The organism is Aeromonas sp. MR16, assembly GCF_022549315.1.
Taxonomy (GTDB): domain Bacteria; phylum Pseudomonadota; class Gammaproteobacteria; order Enterobacterales; family Aeromonadaceae; genus Aeromonas; species Aeromonas aquatica.
The window spans coordinates 19,762-39,495 of record NZ_JAKZFK010000009.1 but is presented as its reverse complement, the minus strand read 5'-3'; the positions used below and the strand labels follow the sequence as shown (position 1 = coordinate 39,495).

At 58.1% G+C, this 19,734-nt stretch carries 15 protein-coding genes and 2 pseudogenes; 7 read left to right on the top strand and 10 right to left on the bottom strand.

All coding sequences use genetic code 11. From position 1 onward, the window contains the following. Positions 1-86: 86 nt before the first annotated feature. On the top strand, positions 87-1,298 hold the full coding sequence (locus MM194_RS08925; protein WP_033130424.1) for a methyltransferase domain-containing protein: 1,212 nt from the start codon (positions 87-89) through the stop codon (positions 1,296-1,298). Between the two features lie 83 nt (positions 1,299-1,381). Here the strand turns inward: MM194_RS08925 and MM194_RS08920 are convergent, their stop codons facing one another. After that, positions 1,382-3,091: an NAD-dependent malic enzyme gene (locus MM194_RS08920; protein WP_241343366.1), complete on the bottom strand. Its 1,710-nt coding sequence runs from the start codon at positions 3,089-3,091 to the stop codon at positions 1,382-1,384. Positions 3,092-3,363: 272 nt separating this feature from the next. On the opposite strand from MM194_RS08920, the gene mobA reads away from it, so the two are divergent. The 3 genes and pseudogenes from mobA to MM194_RS08905 all read left to right on the top strand — a co-directional run bounded on the left by mobA (position 3,364) and on the right by MM194_RS08905 (position 5,952). Next, on the top strand, positions 3,364-4,008 hold the full coding sequence (mobA, locus tag MM194_RS08915; RefSeq protein WP_033130426.1) for a molybdenum cofactor guanylyltransferase MobA: 645 nt from the start codon (positions 3,364-3,366) through the stop codon (positions 4,006-4,008). After that, positions 4,008-4,511 (top strand): annotated as a pseudogene (gene mobB, locus MM194_RS22025) (molybdopterin-guanine dinucleotide biosynthesis protein B); the annotation flags it as partial. The gene mobA and the pseudogene mobB, both read left to right, overlap by 1 nt. Before the next feature lie 367 nt (positions 4,512-4,878). Next, on the top strand, positions 4,879-5,952 hold the full coding sequence (locus MM194_RS08905; RefSeq protein ID WP_241343364.1) for an FUSC family protein: 1,074 nt from the start codon (positions 4,879-4,881) through the stop codon (positions 5,950-5,952). Positions 5,953-6,029: 77 nt separating this feature from the next. Here the strand turns inward: MM194_RS08905 and MM194_RS08900 are convergent, their stop codons facing one another. The 3 genes from MM194_RS08900 to MM194_RS08890 all read right to left on the bottom strand — a co-directional run bounded on the left by MM194_RS08900 (position 6,030) and on the right by MM194_RS08890 (position 8,770). Continuing rightward, positions 6,030-6,587 carry a DUF3332 domain-containing protein gene (locus tag MM194_RS08900; RefSeq protein ID WP_241343363.1) on the bottom strand — a complete coding sequence of 186 codons (558 nt, stop codon included), beginning with the start codon at positions 6,585-6,587 and terminating at the stop codon, positions 6,030-6,032. Positions 6,588-6,812: 225 nt separating this feature from the next. Beyond that, a complete protein-coding gene (locus MM194_RS08895; protein ID WP_241343362.1) occupies positions 6,813-8,108 on the bottom strand; it encodes a methyl-accepting chemotaxis protein in 1,296 nt (431 codons plus the stop codon). A 197-nt stretch (positions 8,109-8,305) separates the two neighbouring features. Further along, a complete protein-coding gene (locus tag MM194_RS08890) occupies positions 8,306-8,770 on the bottom strand; it encodes a GNAT family N-acetyltransferase (protein ID WP_241343361.1) in 465 nt (154 codons plus the stop codon). 176 nt (positions 8,771-8,946) lie between these two features. Here MM194_RS08890 and MM194_RS08885 point away from each other — a divergent pair, with 176 nt between their 5' ends. Beyond that, a complete protein-coding gene (locus MM194_RS08885; protein ID WP_241343360.1) occupies positions 8,947-9,363 on the top strand; it encodes a DUF1398 family protein in 417 nt (138 codons plus the stop codon). A gap of 186 nt (positions 9,364-9,549) precedes the next feature. Here MM194_RS08885 and MM194_RS08880 read toward each other — a convergent pair whose 3' ends face one another. After that, positions 9,550-9,930 carry a hypothetical protein gene (locus MM194_RS08880; protein WP_163154169.1) on the bottom strand — a complete coding sequence of 127 codons (381 nt, stop codon included), beginning with the start codon at positions 9,928-9,930 and terminating at the stop codon, positions 9,550-9,552. A gap of 658 nt (positions 9,931-10,588) precedes the next feature. Here MM194_RS08880 and MM194_RS08875 point away from each other — a divergent pair. Together MM194_RS08875 and MM194_RS08870 are read left to right on the top strand one after the other, a co-directional pair. Continuing rightward, positions 10,589-12,382, top strand: coding sequence for an AAA family ATPase (locus MM194_RS08875; protein ID WP_241343359.1), 1,794 nt, complete (start codon positions 10,589-10,591; stop codon positions 12,380-12,382). Continuing rightward, complete coding sequence (locus tag MM194_RS08870) at positions 12,379-13,515, top strand: hypothetical protein (protein ID WP_241343358.1); 1,137 nt, start codon at positions 12,379-12,381, stop codon at positions 13,513-13,515. Before MM194_RS08875 ends, MM194_RS08870 begins: the two co-directional genes overlap by 4 nt. Before the next feature lie 96 nt (positions 13,516-13,611). Here the strand turns inward: MM194_RS08870 and MM194_RS08865 are convergent. The 5 genes and pseudogenes from MM194_RS08865 to MM194_RS08845 all read right to left on the bottom strand — a co-directional run. Then, positions 13,612-13,797: pseudogene (locus MM194_RS08865) on the bottom strand (integrase core domain-containing protein); the annotation flags it as partial. Positions 13,798-13,950: 153 nt separating this feature from the next. Further along, on the bottom strand, positions 13,951-15,225 hold the full coding sequence (thrC, locus tag MM194_RS08860) for a threonine synthase (RefSeq protein ID WP_241343357.1): 1,275 nt from the start codon (positions 15,223-15,225) through the stop codon (positions 13,951-13,953). Then, positions 15,222-16,190: a homoserine kinase gene (gene thrB / locus MM194_RS08855; protein ID WP_241343429.1), complete on the bottom strand. Its 969-nt coding sequence runs from the start codon at positions 16,188-16,190 to the stop codon at positions 15,222-15,224. Before thrB ends, thrC begins: the two co-directional genes overlap by 4 nt. A 40-nt stretch (positions 16,191-16,230) precedes the next feature. Beyond that, entirely contained in the window at positions 16,231-18,690 is a 2,460-nt protein-coding gene (gene thrA, locus MM194_RS08850) for a bifunctional aspartate kinase/homoserine dehydrogenase I (protein WP_111910044.1), read from the bottom strand. Between the two features lie 263 nt (positions 18,691-18,953). Next, positions 18,954-19,643 carry a tRNA/rRNA methyltransferase gene (locus MM194_RS08845; RefSeq protein WP_241343356.1) on the bottom strand — a complete coding sequence of 230 codons (690 nt, stop codon included), beginning with the start codon at positions 19,641-19,643 and terminating at the stop codon, positions 18,954-18,956. Positions 19,644-19,734 lie beyond the last annotated feature (91 nt).

Sequence of the window (19,734 nt, the reverse complement as noted above, 5' to 3'; positions counted from 1 at the left end):
AACCCCTATCATTGCGCGGATTTGTCCGTTTCAGAACCCCCTGTGCAACGGGGCCGGTTCATCCTTTTTTGGCCAAGGTTAATCTCATGCTCAAGTCCCCACTGTTGCCCCGTTCCGGGGATCTGGTCGTTGCCATCGTTGACGATGTATTGGCTCAGGGTCTCACCCTGGACAGAGCCTATGCCCGTCACTTCTCCGGCATCGAACTCAAACCGCAAGAACAGGCAAGGATTGCCCTGGTCACCGGCGATCTGCTGCGCCGCCTCAGCCTCTACTGCTTCCTCACCGGCATTCAGGTGCGTCAGGCCGCCAAGAACGTCTGGCCGCTGCTGCACAGCTGGCACGCCTTCCACAAGATAACTCAGTCTAACCACCCCAGCCTGGATCGCTTCAATGAAGAGGCCTTCCGCCGCCGTCTCACCGAGGCCAAGAAGAACCCGGTGCTGATGGATGGTTGCCCGAGCTGGCTGGAGCAGCTGGGCAGCGAGCAGCTGGGCGAGGCCTGGCCTGCCGAGCGGGCCGCCCTGGCCTGGATGCCCAAGCGCTACCTGAGGGTCAACACCCTCAAGGGCACCCGGGAAGAGCTGCAGGCCGTGCTGGCCAAGGAGCATGTCTCCACCATTCCGGTCGAGGGGGTCGCCACCGCCCTGCAGGTCACCTCCGATGCCGCCCTGTTCCGCACCAAGGCCTTTGCCGATGGCTGGTTCGAGCAGCAGGATGCGGGCTCCCAGCTGGTCGCCGCCGCGTTGGAAGTCAGCCCCGGCATGCGCGTCATCGATGCCTGCGCCGGTGCCGGTGGCAAGACCCTGCACATCGCCGCCCTGATGAGCGGCAAGGGCCGCCTGCTGGCCATGGACATAGAAGAGTGGAAGCTGGAGAGCCTCAAGCAGCGTGCGCGCCGTGCCGGTGCCCACAACGTGGAGACTCGCGTCATCGAGAGCAGCAAGACCGTCAAGCGCCTGAAAGGCACCGCCGATCGGGTGCTGCTGGACGTGCCCTGCTCCGGCCTCGGCGTGCTCAAGCGCAATCCGGATGCCAAGTGGCGCGATACCGCCGAGCGGCTGCCGGTGCTGGTCGCCCTGCAAGAGGAGATCCTGCAGCGCTACAGCCAGATGGTGAAGGTCGGTGGCCTGCTGGTCTATGCAACCTGCTCCATCCTGCCCCAGGAGAACCGCCAGCAGGTGGACAAGTTCCTGGCCGCCAACGACAACTACCGGCTGCGTGACGACCATACCGTCAGCCCGGCCGAGACCGGCTTCGACGGTTTCTACATGGCGCGGATCGAACGCATCGGCTGATGCCGGTCTGCCGACAAAAAAGAGGGTGGCCAGGGCCACCCTCTTTCATTTTATCCGCGCGGCCATCAGGCCCGGCGCTCTCCTCAGACCCTGCGGTAGGGCAGATAGACAGGCTCCCACATGTGGCTCAGGATGTGTTGCTGCAGATCCTGGCCAATCAGCGGGTGTGAGGGGTCGCGGCGCACTATGTCCTTGAGCACGGCGGTCGCCACGTGTACCGAGATGCTGCGCAGCTCGCTGATCCGCGGGTAGACGGTGCCCCGGGCCAGATCCGCCTCATCCACGCATTCGGCCAGGGCGAAGGCGGCTGTGGTGAAGATCTCCGGGCTTATCTCGCGAAGCTGGCTGACGATGGCGGCCAGCCCCACCCCCGGGAAGATGAAGACGTTGTTGCCCTGCCCGATTCTGAACGTCTGGCCCTCATGGTGCACGTCCTTGAACGGGCTGCCGGTGGCGACTATGGCGCGGCCCTGGCTCCAGCGGAAGATGTCCTCCGGCAGCGCCTCGCAGTTGGCGGTGGGGTTGGAGAGGGGGAACACCATGGGGCGCTCGCAGTGGGCCAGCATCAGCTGGATGTGCTCCTCCTGGAAGGCGCCACCGGCGCCGCTGGTGCCGAGCAGCACGCTGATGGGCACGTGGCGCAGCACCTCGGTCAGCCCCGCCTTGCCCTGCAGATCCCATTGGGCCAGCAGCAGGCCCGGCTTGGCGTAGCGGCGCTTGTATTCATCCAGCCCCTCGCGGTTGTCGCACACCAGCCCCTGGGTATCCAGGATGTAGATGCGATCCCGCGCCGCCTGCGGGTCCAGCCCCTCGCGGATCATCCCGGCGCAGATCTGATCCGCCACCCCGACCCCGCCAGCCCCGGCGCCATAGACCAGGTAGTGCTGCTGGCCCAGGGTCTCGCCCTTGGACTTGACCGCCCCTATGATGCCCGCCAGCACCACGGCCCCTGTACCCTGGATGTCGTCGTTGAACGAGGGCAGCGTCTGCTGGTAGCGGGAGAGATTGTTGAAGGCGTTGGACTTGCTGAAGTCCTCCCACTGCAAGACGGCGTTGGGGAAGTGGCGCTTGACCCCGGCCACGAACTTGTCGATGAAGTCGTCGTACTCCTTGCCGCGAATACGCCTGTGGGGCTGACCCAGGTACATGGGGTCGTCCAGCAGCGCCTGGTTGTCGGTGCCCACATCCAGCGCTATGGGCAGACAGCAGGCGGGATGGATCCCGGCCCCCAGGGTATAGAGGGAGAGCTTGCCGATGGGGATGCCCATGCCCCCCACCCCCTGATCCCCGATGCCGAGGATCCCCTGGCTGTCGGTGACCACTATGATGCGCACCGCCTTGGCGTCCATGTGGCGGGCGAGGGAGCCCATGTCATCGACGTTCTTCGGGGTGATGTAGAGACCGCGCGGCTTCTGGAAGCGGTGGCTGAACTCCTGACAGGCCTTGCCCACGGTCGGGGTATAGATGTAGGGGGTCATCTCCTCCACGTGGCGCGACAGCAGGGCGTAGAACAGGGTCTCGTTGCGATCCTGCAAGGCCCGCAGGTTCTGGTACTTCTCGATGTCGCTGCAGGCGCTCAGGAAACCCTGATAGACCCGCTCCAGCTGGGCTTCGAAGGTCTGCACCTGGGGCGGCAGCAGGCCATCGAGCTCGAAATCGGCCCGCTCCTGTTCGGTGAAGGCGGTGCCCTTGTTGAGATTGCGATCGTTGAGCAGATCGGTGCCTGTCAGTGCAACGGGGCGAAAATCCTCTCCCTGTGCGTCTTTCCACAGCAGATATTGTCCGGTAGCCATAGTCATTCTCTTTGATTTACATGAAGTTGCCATTAGGCAGGAGAGCAAGACTCAGATTGCAGGGGATCATATGACGTTTGGGGATTCGGTTTTGTGAGCTTGGGCATACCCTGCGGCCAAAGCACTCGGCATGGGGCAGACATCGGGTTGCTCCGACGCCACTCTTGGCGCAAGATCGGTGGATTGTCGGTGCAGCGAACGCCTCCGCAGGGCTCAATCCCTGTCTGGATGGATGAACGCACTGCCCCCCCCTCTCGACCCTATGGAGCACCATGAGCATCCGCGATCCCCAGTCCCCCGCCTTTCCCGTCAGTGCCGTGATCCTGGCCGGTGGCCGCGCCACCCGCATGGGAGGCGACGACAAGGGCTGGGTGCCCCTGGCGGGCAGGCCCCTCGTCGAACACGTACTCGAGCGACTGCGTCACCAGGTGGACGAGGTGCTGATCAACGCCAACCGCAACCAGGCCCGCTACCGGGCGCTCGCCCCCGTGGTCGGTGACGACAATGCCGGCTTCCTCGGGCCGCTCGCCGGCATGCAGGCCGGGCTCAGTGCCGCCCGCCATGACTGGGTGCTGTTCGTGCCCTGCGACGGCCCCGGTTTGCCACGGGATCTGATGGCCCGCTTTCGCAGCGCCCTGAACGAGCAACCGACGTCCGAGCTGGTAGTGGCCCACGACGGCAGTCACCTGCAGCCCGTGGTCGCCCTGCTGCACAAATCCTTGCTCCCCTCGCTGCAACAGGCGCTGGCAGAGGGGGAGCGCAAGACAGCCGCCTGGTTTGCCCGCCACCGGATGGCGGTGGTGAGCGTTGCCGACCAGCCGGATGCCTTCATCAATCTCAATAGCCCGAGCGAGCTCGCCGACTACGAGGCACGGCTGCTGGCTGACGGCAACGGCGCGGCAAGGGAGCAAGCCTGATGACCCTCCATCTTCCCCTGCTCGGCTTCGTCGCCTGGAGCGGCACCGGCAAGACCACCCTGCTGGAGCGGCTCATCCCCCTGCTCAATCGGCGCGGCCTGCGGCTCGGGGTGCTCAAGCACACCCACCACCAGTTCGACATCGATCAGCCGGGCAAGGACAGCCATCGCCTGCGCAAGGCCGGCGCCGGCCAGGTGATGGCAGCCTCCAGCCTGCGCCACGCGCGTATCGTCGAGACCCCGGACGGCGAGACGCCCTTCGCCGATCTGTTGGCTGGCTTCGACTGGGAGCGCCTCGATCTGCTGCTGATCGAGGGCTTCAAGCACGAACATTTTCCCAAGATAGAGCTGCATCGCGGCGCCATCGGCCGGCCCCTGCTGTTCTCGGATGACCCGGATGTGATGGCCCTGATAAGCGACAGCCCCCAGCGCAGCACCCTGCCCTGCTTCGACTTCGAGGCGCTGGACGCCATCGCCGACTTCATCTGCCACTGGCTGGCCGAACGCAGCGCCGCCCAAGATGAGCGACCATCACAACCCGCCGTGGGGTCGGCGGAGCGCCAGCCCCTGCGCCTGATCGCCCGTGCCTTGGTGGCAATACCGGCGGCCATACCGATGGCAACACCGGGCCTGAAGGGGGACGACCTTGTGCTGCCCGGCCATCTCGAGCAGGATGCCAACGGCATCTTGCGGGTGCGCCCGACACATGCTCTTATCTCCTCAACCTCGCAGCAAGCCAACTGCCTGATCGAGCGGCCAGCCTGCGGGCGGGCCATGGCCCCAGGCGAGCGAGTCTGGATCCGCCTGCTGCCGGACTGACAGGGCCCCTGCGGCGGGCACATACCCTATTCACCCGAGATGAGACGATCCCTTGCGCCTGAATGCTCCCCTCTCCCGATTCGATCTGCTGATCTATGGCCGCTATCGCCTGGTGCATGGCCTGCGCATCGCCCTGGCCTTCACCCTCACCTTCCTGCTGACCCGGGAGCTCAAGCTGCCGGAGAGCACCTGGCCGCTCATCACCCTGGTGGTGGTGATGGGGCCCATCTCGTTCTGGGGCAACGTGCTGTCACGGGCCCTGCAACGGGTGGTCGGCACCATCTTCGGTGCGGCCTGCGGCGTGGTGGCGCTCTATCTTGAGCTCTACTCCCTGCCGCTGATGCTTGTCTGGAGCTGCGCCATCATGTTCCTGTGCGGCTACCTGGCCCTCGGCAAGCATCCCTATGTGGGATTGCTCATCGGCATCACTCTGGGCGTCATCATGGGGGGGGCGCCGGGGGACATAGAGACGGCGCTGTGGCGCAGCGGCGACGTGATCCTGGGTTCCTTGCTGGCGCTGATGTTCTGCAGCATCTACCCCCAGCGGGCCTACACCCACTGGCGATTGCAGATGCACGACACCCTGCTGATGGCCCATCGCCTCTATCACACTCACCTCTCCCCCAATGTGCTCGAGCGCCCCAAGCTGACCCGCAATCACGCTCACCTGCTCGCCAAGATGGTCAGCCTGCGCCCCCTGCTAGCCCCCGCCGTCAAGGAGACCCGCCTCAACGCCCCCCTGTTCGAGGCCATCCAGACCACGATGCGCAACACCCTCTGTACCCTGGAGATGTTGGCGAGCACCTATTGGAACGATCGCCAAAGCCACTTCCTGATGCAGAGCACCCCGGAGTTGCGGGCCTGCCAGCAGGCGACCGAGGCGCTGATCACCCAGCTCGCCCTCATGCTCAAGAGCGGCGATCAGCAGGAGGCCGAACGCGCCCTCGCCAACCTGCACGAGGCGGCGACCCGGGTTCGCGCCCAGGTACGGCTCAGCACCGAGGGCGATGCCACCGTCAGCGGCTATTTGTGGCTCAACGTGCAGCTCACCGAGCAGCTCACCCAGCTGAGCCGCCTGCTCGGGCTGGTGCTGCAGCCCTACGGCAAGTCCTCGGCCCGCAAATAGAAGAAGCCCCGCCAGGGCGGGGCTTCGTCAGCTGACAGGGTGATCACTCAACCCGTCAATTCAAGGCCAGGCGGGGATCAGGCGAAACCACGCTGCTCCCGGCTCAGCTCGGCCAGCTGCTGCTCGGTCAGGGTCGAGACCAGCTTGCCATCGAGATAGATATCCAGCTGCTTGCCCCGCTTCTCACCGCGCATCATGCTGTTGCGGCCGTCGAGGTAGTGGATCTCCATCTGGGCGCTGTGCTCATCCGGATAATGGATCTCCACCTCGCGAACCCCTTGCGGCAGCATGGCGAGCGGCACCTTGTTGAGGGCCGGGTCCAGGTGCTGGTTGACCTTGATCACCGTATCGGCCTTCTGATCCACCAGCGCCGGTGCCTTGCCGGTGATGGGGTTCTTGCCGGACCAGAACTCGATGGTGTTGAACACGAACAAGTCCGCCGTCGCCGCCACGGCATAGACGGGGGAGAGCAGCATGAAGACGCCGGCGCGACCGTAGCGGTTGTCCACCGCGCTGAGGTTGCCCTTGGTCAACATGGCGGAGATCCCCATCTGCCCCATGCAACCGCCGAGGCCCAGGCTCGCCACCATCCCCAGCAGCAGCGCCGCGGCCCTGCTTTTCTGTCCAACTGCCATCGTTCTCTACCCGCTCAATGAAAATGAGCCGGCAGACTAAACAAGGCGGTAGGGGGAGACAATTCGCAATCCGGAGGCGATTCAGCCGGCGTTCAGCTTGGGCAACTGACCGCGCGTGCAAGAAACATTCTTGTCAGATGCCGTCGCAGGGGCCGGTGCTGGGCGAATCGCCCGGATCAGCTGGCAAGATTGAAGACCGTCTGTGATACCGACAAAACGCCCGGATCAGCTGGAGAGGTTGGATACCGTCTCCGAGACCCGGTTCGCCTCCTGCCGGATCTCGGCCATCAGCCGATCCACACCGGCGATCTGCTGCTTGCCGAGCTCGGCGCTGCCCGCCACCCCGGCCATGTCGTCGGTCACCCTGGCGGTCAGCTCGCGGTTCTTCTGCACCACCTTGGCGATTTCGCCGGTAGACAGAGACGTGCGGGCCGCCAGCTGGCGCACCTCGTCGGCCACCACCGCGAAGCCCCGCCCCTGCTCCCCCGCCCGCGCCGCCTCGATGGCCGCGTTGAGCGCCAGCAGGTTGGTCTGATCGGCGATGGCGCTGATGGTGGAGACGATGGCCTCGATGTGCCTGGACTGCTCGTTGAGCTGGCCGATGAGGGTGATGGCCTGATCCACCTGGGCGGCGATGAGGGAGGAGGTATCGACCACGGCGCGCAGCAACTCGGCCCCCTGCTCGGCGCTGGTCAAAGTCTCCTGCGCCGTGCTGTGGGCGAGCCGCGCCGCCTCCCGGGTGGCATGGCTCTGATGGATGCGCGCCGTGATGTCGCTGGCAAACTTGACGACCCTGACCACCCTGCCACCCTCGTCCCGGATCGGGTTGTAGGTCGCCTCCAGCCAGATGGCCTCCCCCCGGCTGTTGTGGCGCATGAAGAGACCGGACTTGAACTGGCCACGGGCCAGCTCCGCCCAGAAGTGCGGCTGCTCACGCAAGAAGGCGTCGTCGCAGAAGATCCTGTGATGCTTGCCCTGCAACTGGCCGAGGCTGTACCCCATGCAGGCGAGGAAGTTGCCATTGGCGGTGATGATGTCGCCGCTCGGGGTGAACTCTATCATCGCCTGGGATCTGTCCAGCGCCTGGGCCAGCGCCTCCTGACGTTGCAGGCGCTGGTGCCGGGCCGTCACGTCGGTGGCCAACTTGACCACCCGGGTCACCCCGCCCTGCCGCGTCACCGGGAAATAGCTGGCCTCCAGCCAGCGCGTCTCGCCCCGCTGGTCGACCCGCTCGACCATGCCGGACTGGGCCTGCCCCTGCCGAAGCCGGGCCCAGAACTGCTGGTAGTCGGCCGAGCGGGACAGCTCCGGACGACAGAACAAGCCGTGATGCCGCCCCTGCAGCTCGGCCGCCCCATACCCCATCAGCGACAGGAACGCCTCGTTAGCCTCCAGGATCTCCCCCTCCGGAGTGAAGATGATGGTCGCGATGCCCTGCTGGATGGCCTCGACGAAGCCCCGCTGCTCGCCGAGTTGACTCTGGCACGCCAGCAGCTGCGCCTTAAGTTTGTGATTGAACATGATACTCCTGCCTACCTTTGAACTGACGAACCGGGCCAACCTCACCCGCCCACTGCCGGACTGTATCGGCCGATCGGGAGCCGATATGAGTGGTCAGATGAGGTTGCCTCGCACAGGGCGCGCAGCGATGACGCCGCCAGGCGGCGCCAGTATCCGGCATGCTCGATGCCGGAGCGTCCAGGGTCAGGGGCAGGCGTTCAGAGCGCGGGGCACCACTCCAGATAGGCCGTATTGGCCACGAAACCGCGCCGCTCATAGAGGGCGCGGCCCTCGTCGCTGGCATGCAGCCACAGCTTGCCCAGTTGCTGCTCGCGGGCATAAACCAGCATGGCATCGAGCAGGGCGCCGGCCATGCCCCGCCTGCGCCAGGCCGGCAGGGTAACGATATTGAGCACATAGCCTTCCCGCCCGCTCAGATTGCCGGGATAGGGCGGGCGCACGAAGAGCGCCAGGGTCCCACACGCCACCAGCGCGCCCTCGGTCTCCACCACCCAGGAGCGGGTACTGCCCTCTCCCATTGCCCGGGTGAAATAGTCCCGGGTCGCCTGCCAGAGCGCGGGATCCCCACCCGGTGTGTCGAGTTCCCCCACCTCGCAGAATAACCTCATGCGCAGCGCCACCAGGGCAGGAATATCGGCGATATTGGCCTCACGAACCAGCATGTTTCTCTCCTCGAAACCATGGCCGGGCAGATGGCCAGACCCGGAAGATTACCGCACCGGCGCGCAAGGGTCTCCCCATGCCGGCGCCTTCCCCGCCATTGCAAGGCGCCGGCGAGTCGATCACAATCCGTGCATCCTTCCCGTGCGCCTCGCACGCCCAACCACAGAAGATCCCCATGAGCCAAGCCATCCATCACCTGACCGCCGCCATGCAACACGCCATGGAGAACCGCCCCGTGGTGGGCGGCTTCCCCCACCTCGCCGAGGTGCTGCGCGCCGCCGGGGTGACCCACAACCGCTGGACGCTGCCTTCCTGCCAGAGTCTCTACCTCACCACCCAGGGTAATGTGGTGATGCAGGGCACGCCGCTGGTGAGCGGCATCGACGAGGTGCCGAGCTTCAACCAGGAGGCTCTGATCCGCGCCCTGCGCACCGATCAGGCGGGCCAGAGCAGCTTCGAGCAGTTCCTGAGCGCCGCCTGGCAAGCTGGCGTCGTCACCTACGAGGTCGATTTCAACGCCCGTACCGTGAGCTACGTCGGCGCCTTGGGTGAGTGCTATGTGGAAGCCTATCCGGCGGTGACCCTGTCCTGATCCTAAGGGTCTCCTGGCGGTCGCCCTGACCAAAGGGGCTAAAGAAGCCAAGGTGGCCGAAGTTGCCAAAGTTGGGCTCTAGCCATAGGCCCGGCGAGCCTTCGTGAGACAAGTCGCGGTCGTCGAGCCAAAAGAAGGGGGCCATCAGGCCCCCGCTTTCCACGCACGCTTTGCCAAGCGATGGCATCAGGTCGTCTTGACGCACTTTTGCACGAAGCTGTTCTTGGCCGCCCCAGCCAGCTTCTTGTCGGCCGCCGCTTTCTCGCACTGGGCTGCCTTGTCGGCGGCTGCATCCGTCTTCACGCATTTCTGGATAAAGCTGTTCTTGGCAGCCCCCGCCAGCTTCTTGTCGGCGGCGGCTTTCTCACACTGGGCTGCCTTGCCGTTGGCCGAGGCATCCTTGACGCACTTGCCCACGAAGCTGGTCTTGGCGGCCCCCGCCAGCTTTTTGGCCGCAGCCTGGGCCTCGCACTCCTGCTGCGCGCCAGAGGTTGCGCCCTGGGCCACCCCCATTCCCATGCCCATTACCGTCACACACAGACTCAACACCATCAGGATCCGCTTCATATGACCAACTCCCTTCGTTCTATCCATTGTGGTTAGCCCCCACTCACGCGGGCCAAACGAGGCACCCTCGCCTCGCTGCACTATAGTCCCCTTGCTTGATGACAACCAAAGTGCCGCCGTGCTCGCAAGGCCTATGCCTGCCCCGCCCTGCTAAATAGAGGAAATACAAGATTGGTGAGCTGGCGCAAAAAATTCAGCGCTTCCCAGCGGTTACGTCAAGTTTTGACTGGTGAGACTAGATTCGATTGGCTTAACATAGCCATCCGGTGCCTATTCATCTGTGATGGCCTGCTTCCCTCGCTGGTTAATGGAGCATATTGGAAGCTGTAATCCACGGGCGGTAGCGTACTTGCCATTCATAGTTCTTGGTCAATAGGTATGGTTCAATGCAGAATGCTGTATCAGACTTATTTTTATAAATATCATTATTATGGTAAGTAGACTTTACGTATTACCTCTTAAGATAAATTGGACTTTTTACATACATCAACGCACCCATGATCAAGCTCTAGGATTGACAGTGGACTAGTTCAGCTAAAATATATTATTTAGGAATGCCATACCACCTCACTTCCTAATAATTGATTTCCATGTGTATGTTTAAAATAATCATCTTGAACATAATTATTTTTCATCACGTCCCACAAAAGAATATATCATGAAACTAATTTACTTTTATTTGGGTAGTTGTTCAAATATCAAGTTTGACTTGGAAATAAACTTCTCAGAAACAAAAAAGATATCTTTGATAAATAAAAATGAACTTAAAATTGTAGATTTGAAAGAGAAATTTATAAACTCTTTTTATGGAGAAAATATTTTAAATATAAGTGCTATTGTTGGTAAAAATGGAACTGGAAAGTCTACCATATTAAATCTGCTTGGATTGAGACGCCTAGATTTATTAGAGCATTACTCTGATAGTGAATGGATTGCAATTTACGAACATAACGAAAAATATTTTTTAGAGGGCATGAACGCACATAAAATAATAACAAACCTCCAGTTGAATCATAAAAAATTCATTGCTTACGCCATTAACCGAGCAGATGAAAAACTAACCATAATGGATCACATTCAAAACCACAATATGATTCAAGATAAATTTATAATCACACACAAACCAAGTATAGAAAACAAACTACGCACAAACCAATCTACTAATGATGATAGAAACTATGGTTTTAAACGTAATTATATAAAACTAAATGCAGCTAACTTCTATCGCTTTATAACAACAACAAACAGAGAATTTTTTTCCAATTTAGAGCATAAGTTTATATCTATAACCACAAGTAATATTAAGACCAGTGATAGTGATCCCCAGATTCAGTTTTATCAGGAATTTAATAAATACTCAGACGACGACTTCTTTACTAGAAAAAAAAAGAAGATAAGTGTCCCTTCACAATTATTTTTTATAGACTTATTAGAAAACTACATTATTTACATAACAAAATATATATTTAACAAAAACCAACTAACTTCGTATATTAGCATAATTAACAAGCATGTTTACATTGATGATTTATTAGATTTCAACAAAATTAAAAATCACTTAGCCATGTTGATAGATAAAATTAAAGACAACTTACGTAGAAACAATGATGAGTTAATAAGTTATCTAGGCCACATAGAATGGGATTATATTCTTTCGTTCCTAACCAGCCCCCATGCAAATATAACCATAAACCGCAGGTCAGTAAGTGTAGTATATTCATGTCAATTAAATATAAATGTGTTTGAAGGGGCTGTCCTCGACTTTATATCTAAAGTTACAAGTATGAATTTACCTCTGAAATTAATTCAGCCAGATATGAGCTCCGGTGAAAGAGATCTAATTGAAAAACTAGCTGGAATTAACAGCTCAATTGAATTGTCTCTTTCAGAAAACAATAATACGGAGGGTTTCATTATTATACTTGATGAGTATGATGAACACTTACACCCAGAATGGTCTAGGTGTTTCCTTGATCAACTTATCTCTTTTTTGACAAAAGAATATAGCCGTTATCATTTTCAAATTATTTTATCTAGTCACTCGCCTTATATTATAAGTGATTTGGCAAGGCAAAATATAATCAAAATAGATTATGACAATATAAGTAAAACATTCTCTAGTTCGAAGTCTAAATTTGGCTTCGCGAGTAACTTATACGATATTATAAGTGATTCTTTTTTCTTGACGCAACCAATAGGAGCTTTTGCCGTAAAAAAAATAGATTCAATGATAAAAGACATAAATGCAATATCTCCACATGACGATATCGAGAATTATAATAACCTCGCAAATATGATTGCTATGATTGATGATTCATTCATAATGAAAAACCTAATGAAAAATCTCACTAAAAAGTTTGACTATGATAAAAAGCAACAAATTGAAGATATTGATAAGCAGATAAAAGATTTAGAAAACAGAAAAAAGAAAATATTAGGTGAGTTATTGTGATTGAAATTAACAAAGATGATGTATTTAATGAAGCTTACATCGCAACCCATGAGAAAAATGTTCTGAATTACATTGATAACAAAGGGGTGGTAAATATAAGGTTTTATAATTACTCCTTAAAAACAAATGACCAAGAAACTAAAAATCTAATAAGACATATAGCGTTCAATCCCTTTTCCAATTTTAATTCCGCATCAGTAAACCATCAGAAATTTCTGCATGATTACAATCAACTATCAGACTTCCTTTTATATAGCAAAAAGTATTTCTCCATATTTAAACAATTATATTCAGAAAAAAAAGACACAATAAGTTACAGAAGTTATTTACTAAATGAAAGGACGCGCATAGTCAATCTTTTTAAAAACAACAAAATATTAACCTCGATGGGTATTAATATACAAGAAAATATAAAGTCAGAAGAGAAATACAATATAATATATAATATAATAAAGAACTCGTTCGCAAAAGAAAACTTAAGTATCGTTAACCTATTTAACTATAATGAATTCATGGAGGGAACGCCAAATATAAGAAATGAGATACTTTCCAACATGAAAATAAGCGTTTGCCCATATTGTAACAGGCAATATATTGACACATATATCCATGAAGGAAAAGTAAGGTCAATTGCTCATATAGATCACTTTTATCCAAAGTCCGTTTATCCTTTATACGCCTTGAGTTTGCTCAACTTTGTACCGGCTTGTGCGCATTGTAATTGCCTTATAAAAAGGGATCATCTTTTTCCGTGGAGGAAAATATATTCAGATAACCCAGACAATAGCAAATATTTCAACTTGCACTTTACAACCTCGAAAGGTACTCTAGGTGACGCATCTGACTTTCAAATAAAATTAACACCAAAAAATATAGATGATAAATGCAATAGCATTTTTTTCCGACATCATGATATTTATCAAAATCATGTCACGGACATTTCCACAATATTAAAGAAAAGGCGACTATATACCGATGCATATAGAGTGTCGATAGAGCAATGCATGTCTTCCAAAATAAGCGAAGATGAATTTAAGGAAATTTTATTTGGAGTGTCTAGTATAAAAGACCATGCAAACAGTTTATTATCTAAGCTAAAGGAAGATATTCTTGATGATATACTTAAATCCTAGTGATATGCGAAAATAAAAACCAGTCCCTCATGGTGCTACACCTTCGCTGTACAGATCTAGTTATCACCCGACTCCGGCCTCAAACCGGTGTCTTATTTACGCTACTTTAGTGCGCACTTCCTTCGGTATCAATTTCAGACCCTTCTTGAACATGCTGTAGGGGGTCTGTCCTTCCATCATCCTGCCCTGATGTGGCCGCTGGGTGTTGTAGTGCTCCAGGTAGCTATCCAGGTCTGTCTGCATCTGCTCCACTGGTTCATACCAAGTTGTTGTTCCCTTGACACAAAAGGCCACTAGGGCGCCGAGGTAGCGCTGGGAGATGGGGGCGTCGCAAGAGCACGCAGGGGATGCTGGCTCATCTTCACTCCTTATATGGGACGGCTTGCCCTGTAACGGATAGAAAAATCCCCCGAGGTCGGGGGATTGACTTTCAACTTAACCAAGCAGAAAGGCTCTTAACCTTGCAAACTCCGCTGGCAAATTAACGGAGAGCAGCGGCAGCTCGGCGTGCTTGGCAAGCGGGCCGGGCAGCGGCACATCCAACCCCAGGATCTCGTCTACCGACTCCTTGAACTTGGCCGGGTGGGCGGTGCAGAGGAAGACCCCTACTTCGTCCTCGGCGAGCTGCTCGTTCAGCAGATCCCAGGCGATGGCGCCGTGGGGCTCGCACAGGTAATCGAGCTGGTGCAGGCGCTGCAACGCATCGCGAGTCTCGGCATCGCTGCGCATGCCAGAGCCCAGGGTCTCCAGCGCCCAGCCTTCACGGCGGCACAGCTCTTCCACGCGCGGCCAGTTGTTGGGGCGGCTCACATCCATGGCGTTGGACAGGGTCGCGACCGTCTGGTGCGGCTCCCAGCTGCCGGTTTTCAAGTAGCGCGGCACTGTGTCGTTGGCGTTGGTGGCGGCGATAAAGCGCTTCACCGGCAGCCCCAGCGCCTTGGCAATCAGACCCGCGGTGAGGTTGCCGAAGTTGCCGGACGGCACGCTGATGACCGCTTTGGCGCGGTCAGCTTTGGGCAGCTGGGCCACCGCCTCGAAGTAGTAGCAAACCTGGGCCAGCAGGCGGCTGATGTTGATGGAGTTGGCGGAGTTCAGGCCGATGGCGGTCTTGAGCCCTTCGTCATCGAAGGCATCTTTGACCAGCGCCTGACAGGCATCGAAGTCGCCGTCGATGGCGATGGTGCGGATATTGCCGCCGAGGGTGCAGAACAGCGCCTCCTGCAAGGGGCTGATCTTGCCCTTGGGATAGAGGATCACCACTTCTATCCCCTCCAGGCCATAGAAGGCGTGGGCCACGGCGGCGCCTGTGTCGCCGGAGGTGGCGGTAAGTATGGTGATCTTGTCGTTGGTGCGGAAGGTCGCCAGACACTGGGCCATAAAGCGGCCACCGAAGTCCTTGAACGCCAGGGTCGGACCGTGGAACAGCTCGAGGGCATAGGTGCCGTCTTTGAGCTTCACCAGAGGCGCCGGGAAGGTGAAGGCGGCATCGATCAGCTCGCTGACCTTGGCAGCCGGCACTTCGTCCCCCAGCAGGTGGCTGATGATGCGAGCGGAGCGCTCGGCCAGCGGCAAGTCCAGCAGGGCATCGACATCGGCCAGGGGCGCGATGGTTTCGGGGAAGAAGAGCCCCTGCTCGCGGCCCAGACCCTGGCGCACCGCCTGGGCGAAGCTCACCTGTTCACTCTTGTCCTTGATATTGTAAAGATTCATAGCTCGCTTCCTGTTACCCGTGCCCCGGCCATGTCCAGTTTGCAGACCCGGGCAAATCCATCTTCGTTCTGCACGAAATGTGCATCCATCCAATCCTTCATGCGCTCGGCCTGGGCCAGATCCTTCATCACCACGAAGACGCTGGGGCCTGAGCCCGAGATGCCGGTGGCCAGGGCCCCGTTCTGGGCGGCCTGCGCCCGCACCTCGTTGAAACCTTCGATCAGCGCCGCGCGGTAGGGTTCGGCAATCACGTCTTTGAGCACGCTGGCCGCCAATCCCTCCTGCCCTGTGTAGCTGGCGTGCACAAACGCAGCCAGTCGACGGCCATAGGTGAGGCAATCCTGACGACGATACTGGGCCGGCAGTATGGCGCGGGCAGCGGCGGTGGAGACCACAGTGCCCGGGTAGCAGACCACCCAATACCACTCGTCAAACACCGGAATGCCCTGGCTGATGACGCCGTGCTCTTCCAGCACCAGCTGCATACCGCCGAGATAGCAGGGGGCGACGTTGTCGTAGTGGACCGAGCCGGAGATCTTGCCTTCCATCTCCCCCATCAGCAGCAGCATGTCGTGTTCATTGAGGGGGGCGCCGTGGAAGGCGTTGAGCCCTTCCAGTGCCGCCACCACGCTGCAGGCGCTGGACCCCAGGCCCGAGCCGACCGGCAGGTTCTTCTCCAGCACCATCGCCAGCGGCTTGAGGGTCAGGCCGCGCTTCTCCAGGGCCTCCCCATAGGCAAGCCAGCAGTCATAGAGGATGTTCTTCTTGGGATCATCCGGCAGTTTGTGGGCGTAGCGGCCCACGGAGGAGAGGGCGAACGCCACATCGGCAGCCTTTACCTGGACGCGATCCCCGAGCAGGGAGCCATCCACGGGGGCGAGCGCCGCCCCCAGTACATCGAATCCCACGCTCAGATTGGCGCTGGAGGCCGGGGCATAGGCGACCACGCTGCCGCCCTGCGCCATGGCATCTTGTTCAAAATCGGGGTTCATCGCTGAACTCATGTTACAGCTCCTGCTTCCAGTTCTGGGTGCGCAGCACGTCGGCGAAGACACCGGCGGCAGTCACTTCGGTTCCTGCGCCATAGCCGCGCAGCACCAGGGGGATGGGCTGGTAATAGGTGGAGAAGAAGGCGAGCGCGTTCTCCCCGTCTTTCACCTTGAACAGGGGCTCGTCGGCACCGACCGCCTTGATGGCGACCTTGCACTTGCCTCCTTCGATGGAGCCCACGTAGCGCAGCACCTTGCCCTCGCTCTGAGCCAGGGCGAACTGATCGCGGAACCAGCCATCGGCCTCGGGCAGACGAGCCATAAAAGACTCCACATCGCCACTCACATCGAAGCCAGGGGGCAGCGCCTGCTCCACTTCCACATCGGAAAGCTCCAGCGCCATGCCGGCCTCGCGGGCCAGGATCAGCAGCTTGCGAGCCACGTCCATGCCGTTGAGATCGTCGCGAGGATCCGGTTCGGTAAAGCCGTTGCCACGGGCAATCTTGGTCGCCTCGGAGAAGGCCATCCCCTCGTCCAGCTTGCCGAAGATGAAGGAGAGCGACCCGGACAGGACGCCGTCGAAGGCACGCAGCTTGTCACCGGCCTTGATCAGGTTCTGCAAATTCTCGATGACCGGCAGGCCAGCGCCCACGTTGGTCTCGTACAGGAACTTGCGGCGTGTCTGGCGGGCGGTGCGGCGCAGCGCCTTGTAGTAATCCAGCGACCCTGTGTTGGCCTTCTTGTTCGGGGTGACCACGTGGAAACCGGCGGCCAGGAAGTCCGCATACTGGACGGCGACCGCCTCGCTCGAGGTGCAATCGACGATCACAGGGTTGATGAGGTGGCTCTCTTCCACCAGCTTCTTCACCGCTTCCAGGCTGAAGCTGTCACGGGCTTCCACCAGCTGCTCACGCCAGTTGGCGAGGCTCAGGCCATCCTTGTTGACCGCCATCTGGCGGCTGTTGGCGATGCCGACCACCCGCAGGCCGGTGCCCTGTTCGGCGAGCACCGGCTGCTGGCGGGCAATCTGATCCACCAGGGCCGCGCCGACGCCGCCGACACCGACCACGAAGAGATCGATGAACTGCTGGCTGCCGAAGAAGTTCTGATGGCACGCCTTGATGGCTTCCGCCACCTTGCGATCCCGCACCACGGCGGAGATGGAGCGCTCGCTCGAGCCCTGGGCGATGGCGACGATGTTGATGGAGGCCTGCGCCAGGGAGGTGAAGAAGCGCGCCGCCATCCCCTTGCTGGTGCGCATGCCGTCACCGATGAGGGAGATGATGGCGAGATCTGTCATGATCTCGAGCGGGTCCAGCAGCTGGTTCTTGAACTCCAGCTCGAACTCGCGCTCCAGCACCTTGCGGGTCTTGTCGCTGTCATAGCTGTGGATACAGAAGCTGACGCTGTACTCGGAAGATGACTGGGTGATCAGCACTATGCTGACCCCGGCGCGGGAGACGGCGGAGAAGATGCGACCGGCCATGCCCACCATGCCCTTCATGCCGGGGCCGGAGACGTTGAACATGCACATGCCGGAGAGATCCGAGATGGCCTTCACTTTCAGATCATCATCCCCCTGATCGACCCCGATCAGGGTGCCAGGCCCCTGAGGGTTGAAGCTGTTCTTGATGAGGCAGGGAATGTGGAACTGGGCCACGGGGGCGATGGTTTTCGGGTGCAGCACCTTGGCACCGAAATAGGAGAGCTCCATCGCCTCTTTATAGGAGAGGGTTTTGAGCAGATAGGCATCCGGCACCAGGCGCGGGTCGCAGTTGTAGCAACCTTCCACGTCTGTCCAGATCTCGCAGCACTCGGCGTCCACGCAGGCGGCCAAGACGGCGGCGCTGTAATCCGAACCGTTACGGCCCAGCAGCACAGTTTCGCCCTTGTCGCTGCCACCGGTGAAGCCCGGCATCAGGTAGAGACAATCGGTGCGCAAGCCTTTGGCGGCAAAGCGCAGGCGGGAGGCCTCGATGTCCACATGGGCTTCGAGGTAGCCGCCGTCGGTCACCAGCAACTGCTCCGGCACTATGAGATCCAGTTCGAGGCCGCGTACCCGCAGCAGCTCGTGCATGAAGGCGATGGAGAGGTTCTCCCCCCGGCTCAGGATGCGGGCCTGGACGTTGTCCGGGCAGAGACCCAGCAGGCGGATGCCCTGCATCAGGCGCTCGACCTGATCCAGCTCATTGGTGAGACGAGACTGCAGCGCCTTGTCATCCAGCGCCGGGTAGGCCGCCTTCAAGCCCGCCAGCAGACGGGAGAAGATGCCGTTGATCTCGAACAGGGTGGCGCTGGCATCCATGCCGCGACTGGTCTGCTCCACCAGGGCGACCAGGTGGTTGGTCACCTTGGCCGGTGCCGACAGCACCAGGGCAACCTGGGATTGGCCGTGGGTGTTCACCGCGATATCGGCGACCCGTAAGAAACGCTCTGCGTCGGCCAGTGACGACCCGCCAAATTTCAACACTCTCATCGCTTTCTCTCCCTGTAAATCTATGAAATTCAATCTAAAAACCAATCCAACAAAAAGGCCCGTACTGGGTGGGTACGGGCCTTTTAAGATTTCTGTGCTTGTTCGTCAGCGCATCAACCGGCCCCAGTGCCACCTGTGGTGGTACCGGTAATAATGGTGGTGGTGATGATGTTGGTGAATAGCTGCATGACGAACACTCTTGAACGAAACTGGTTGTTAGCAATACCTTGCCGGACCTTGGGCTGTCAACCTAAACCTCTTTGCTACTCACGCCCAAATCGGCGCGCAAGGTCTTTGCAGAGCAGATGCAGCATATTCAGATCCCGCTGCGGCAGCATGGGCACTCGGTCCATCACCCATTGATGCAGTTTTTCATCCTGATAAACTCCGAGTTCACCAAGTAATTCTGCTGTTTTTGATTTGAGTACGCGAACCTGCCCGGCACCATCAAAATTTTCTGCTACCGCCTGAGGCTCGTCCAGCAGCGGACTCATCTCGTAGGCATACAGCATGATCGCCTGCCCCAGATTCAAAGAGGGATAACTCACCTTGAGGGGCAGGTAGCTGATGAGATCCACCTGGGCAAGCTGCTCGTTGGAGAGACCCGACTCCTCGCAACCAAAGACGATGGCCACCTTCCCAAGGGAAGGCTTGGCGCGGATCTGATCGCGGATCTCGGCCGGGGTGAGGTAGTGCTGATAGCGGCCACGCTGGCGGGCCGTGGTGGCGACCACCAGATCCATGTCGGCCAGGGCCTCAGGCAAGGTATCAAAGGCCTCAGCCTCGGTCAGGATCTCCTGCGCCCCGTGGGCGACCCAACTCGCCTCTTCCTCTTCGTGTACCCGGCTGGCCACCAGGCGCATGGCATCGAAGCCCATGGTTTTCATGGCGCGGGCGGCCGCCCCGACGTTGGCCGCCCGGGCTGGTGCCACCAGGACAAAATAGAGTTTCATTGGGTTTCCTCTTGGGCAGGGCCGACCTCTCTCATCAAGGGTAAAGCATCGGCAAAACAGGGGCGCAATCTACCGTTTATCCTCGAAAATT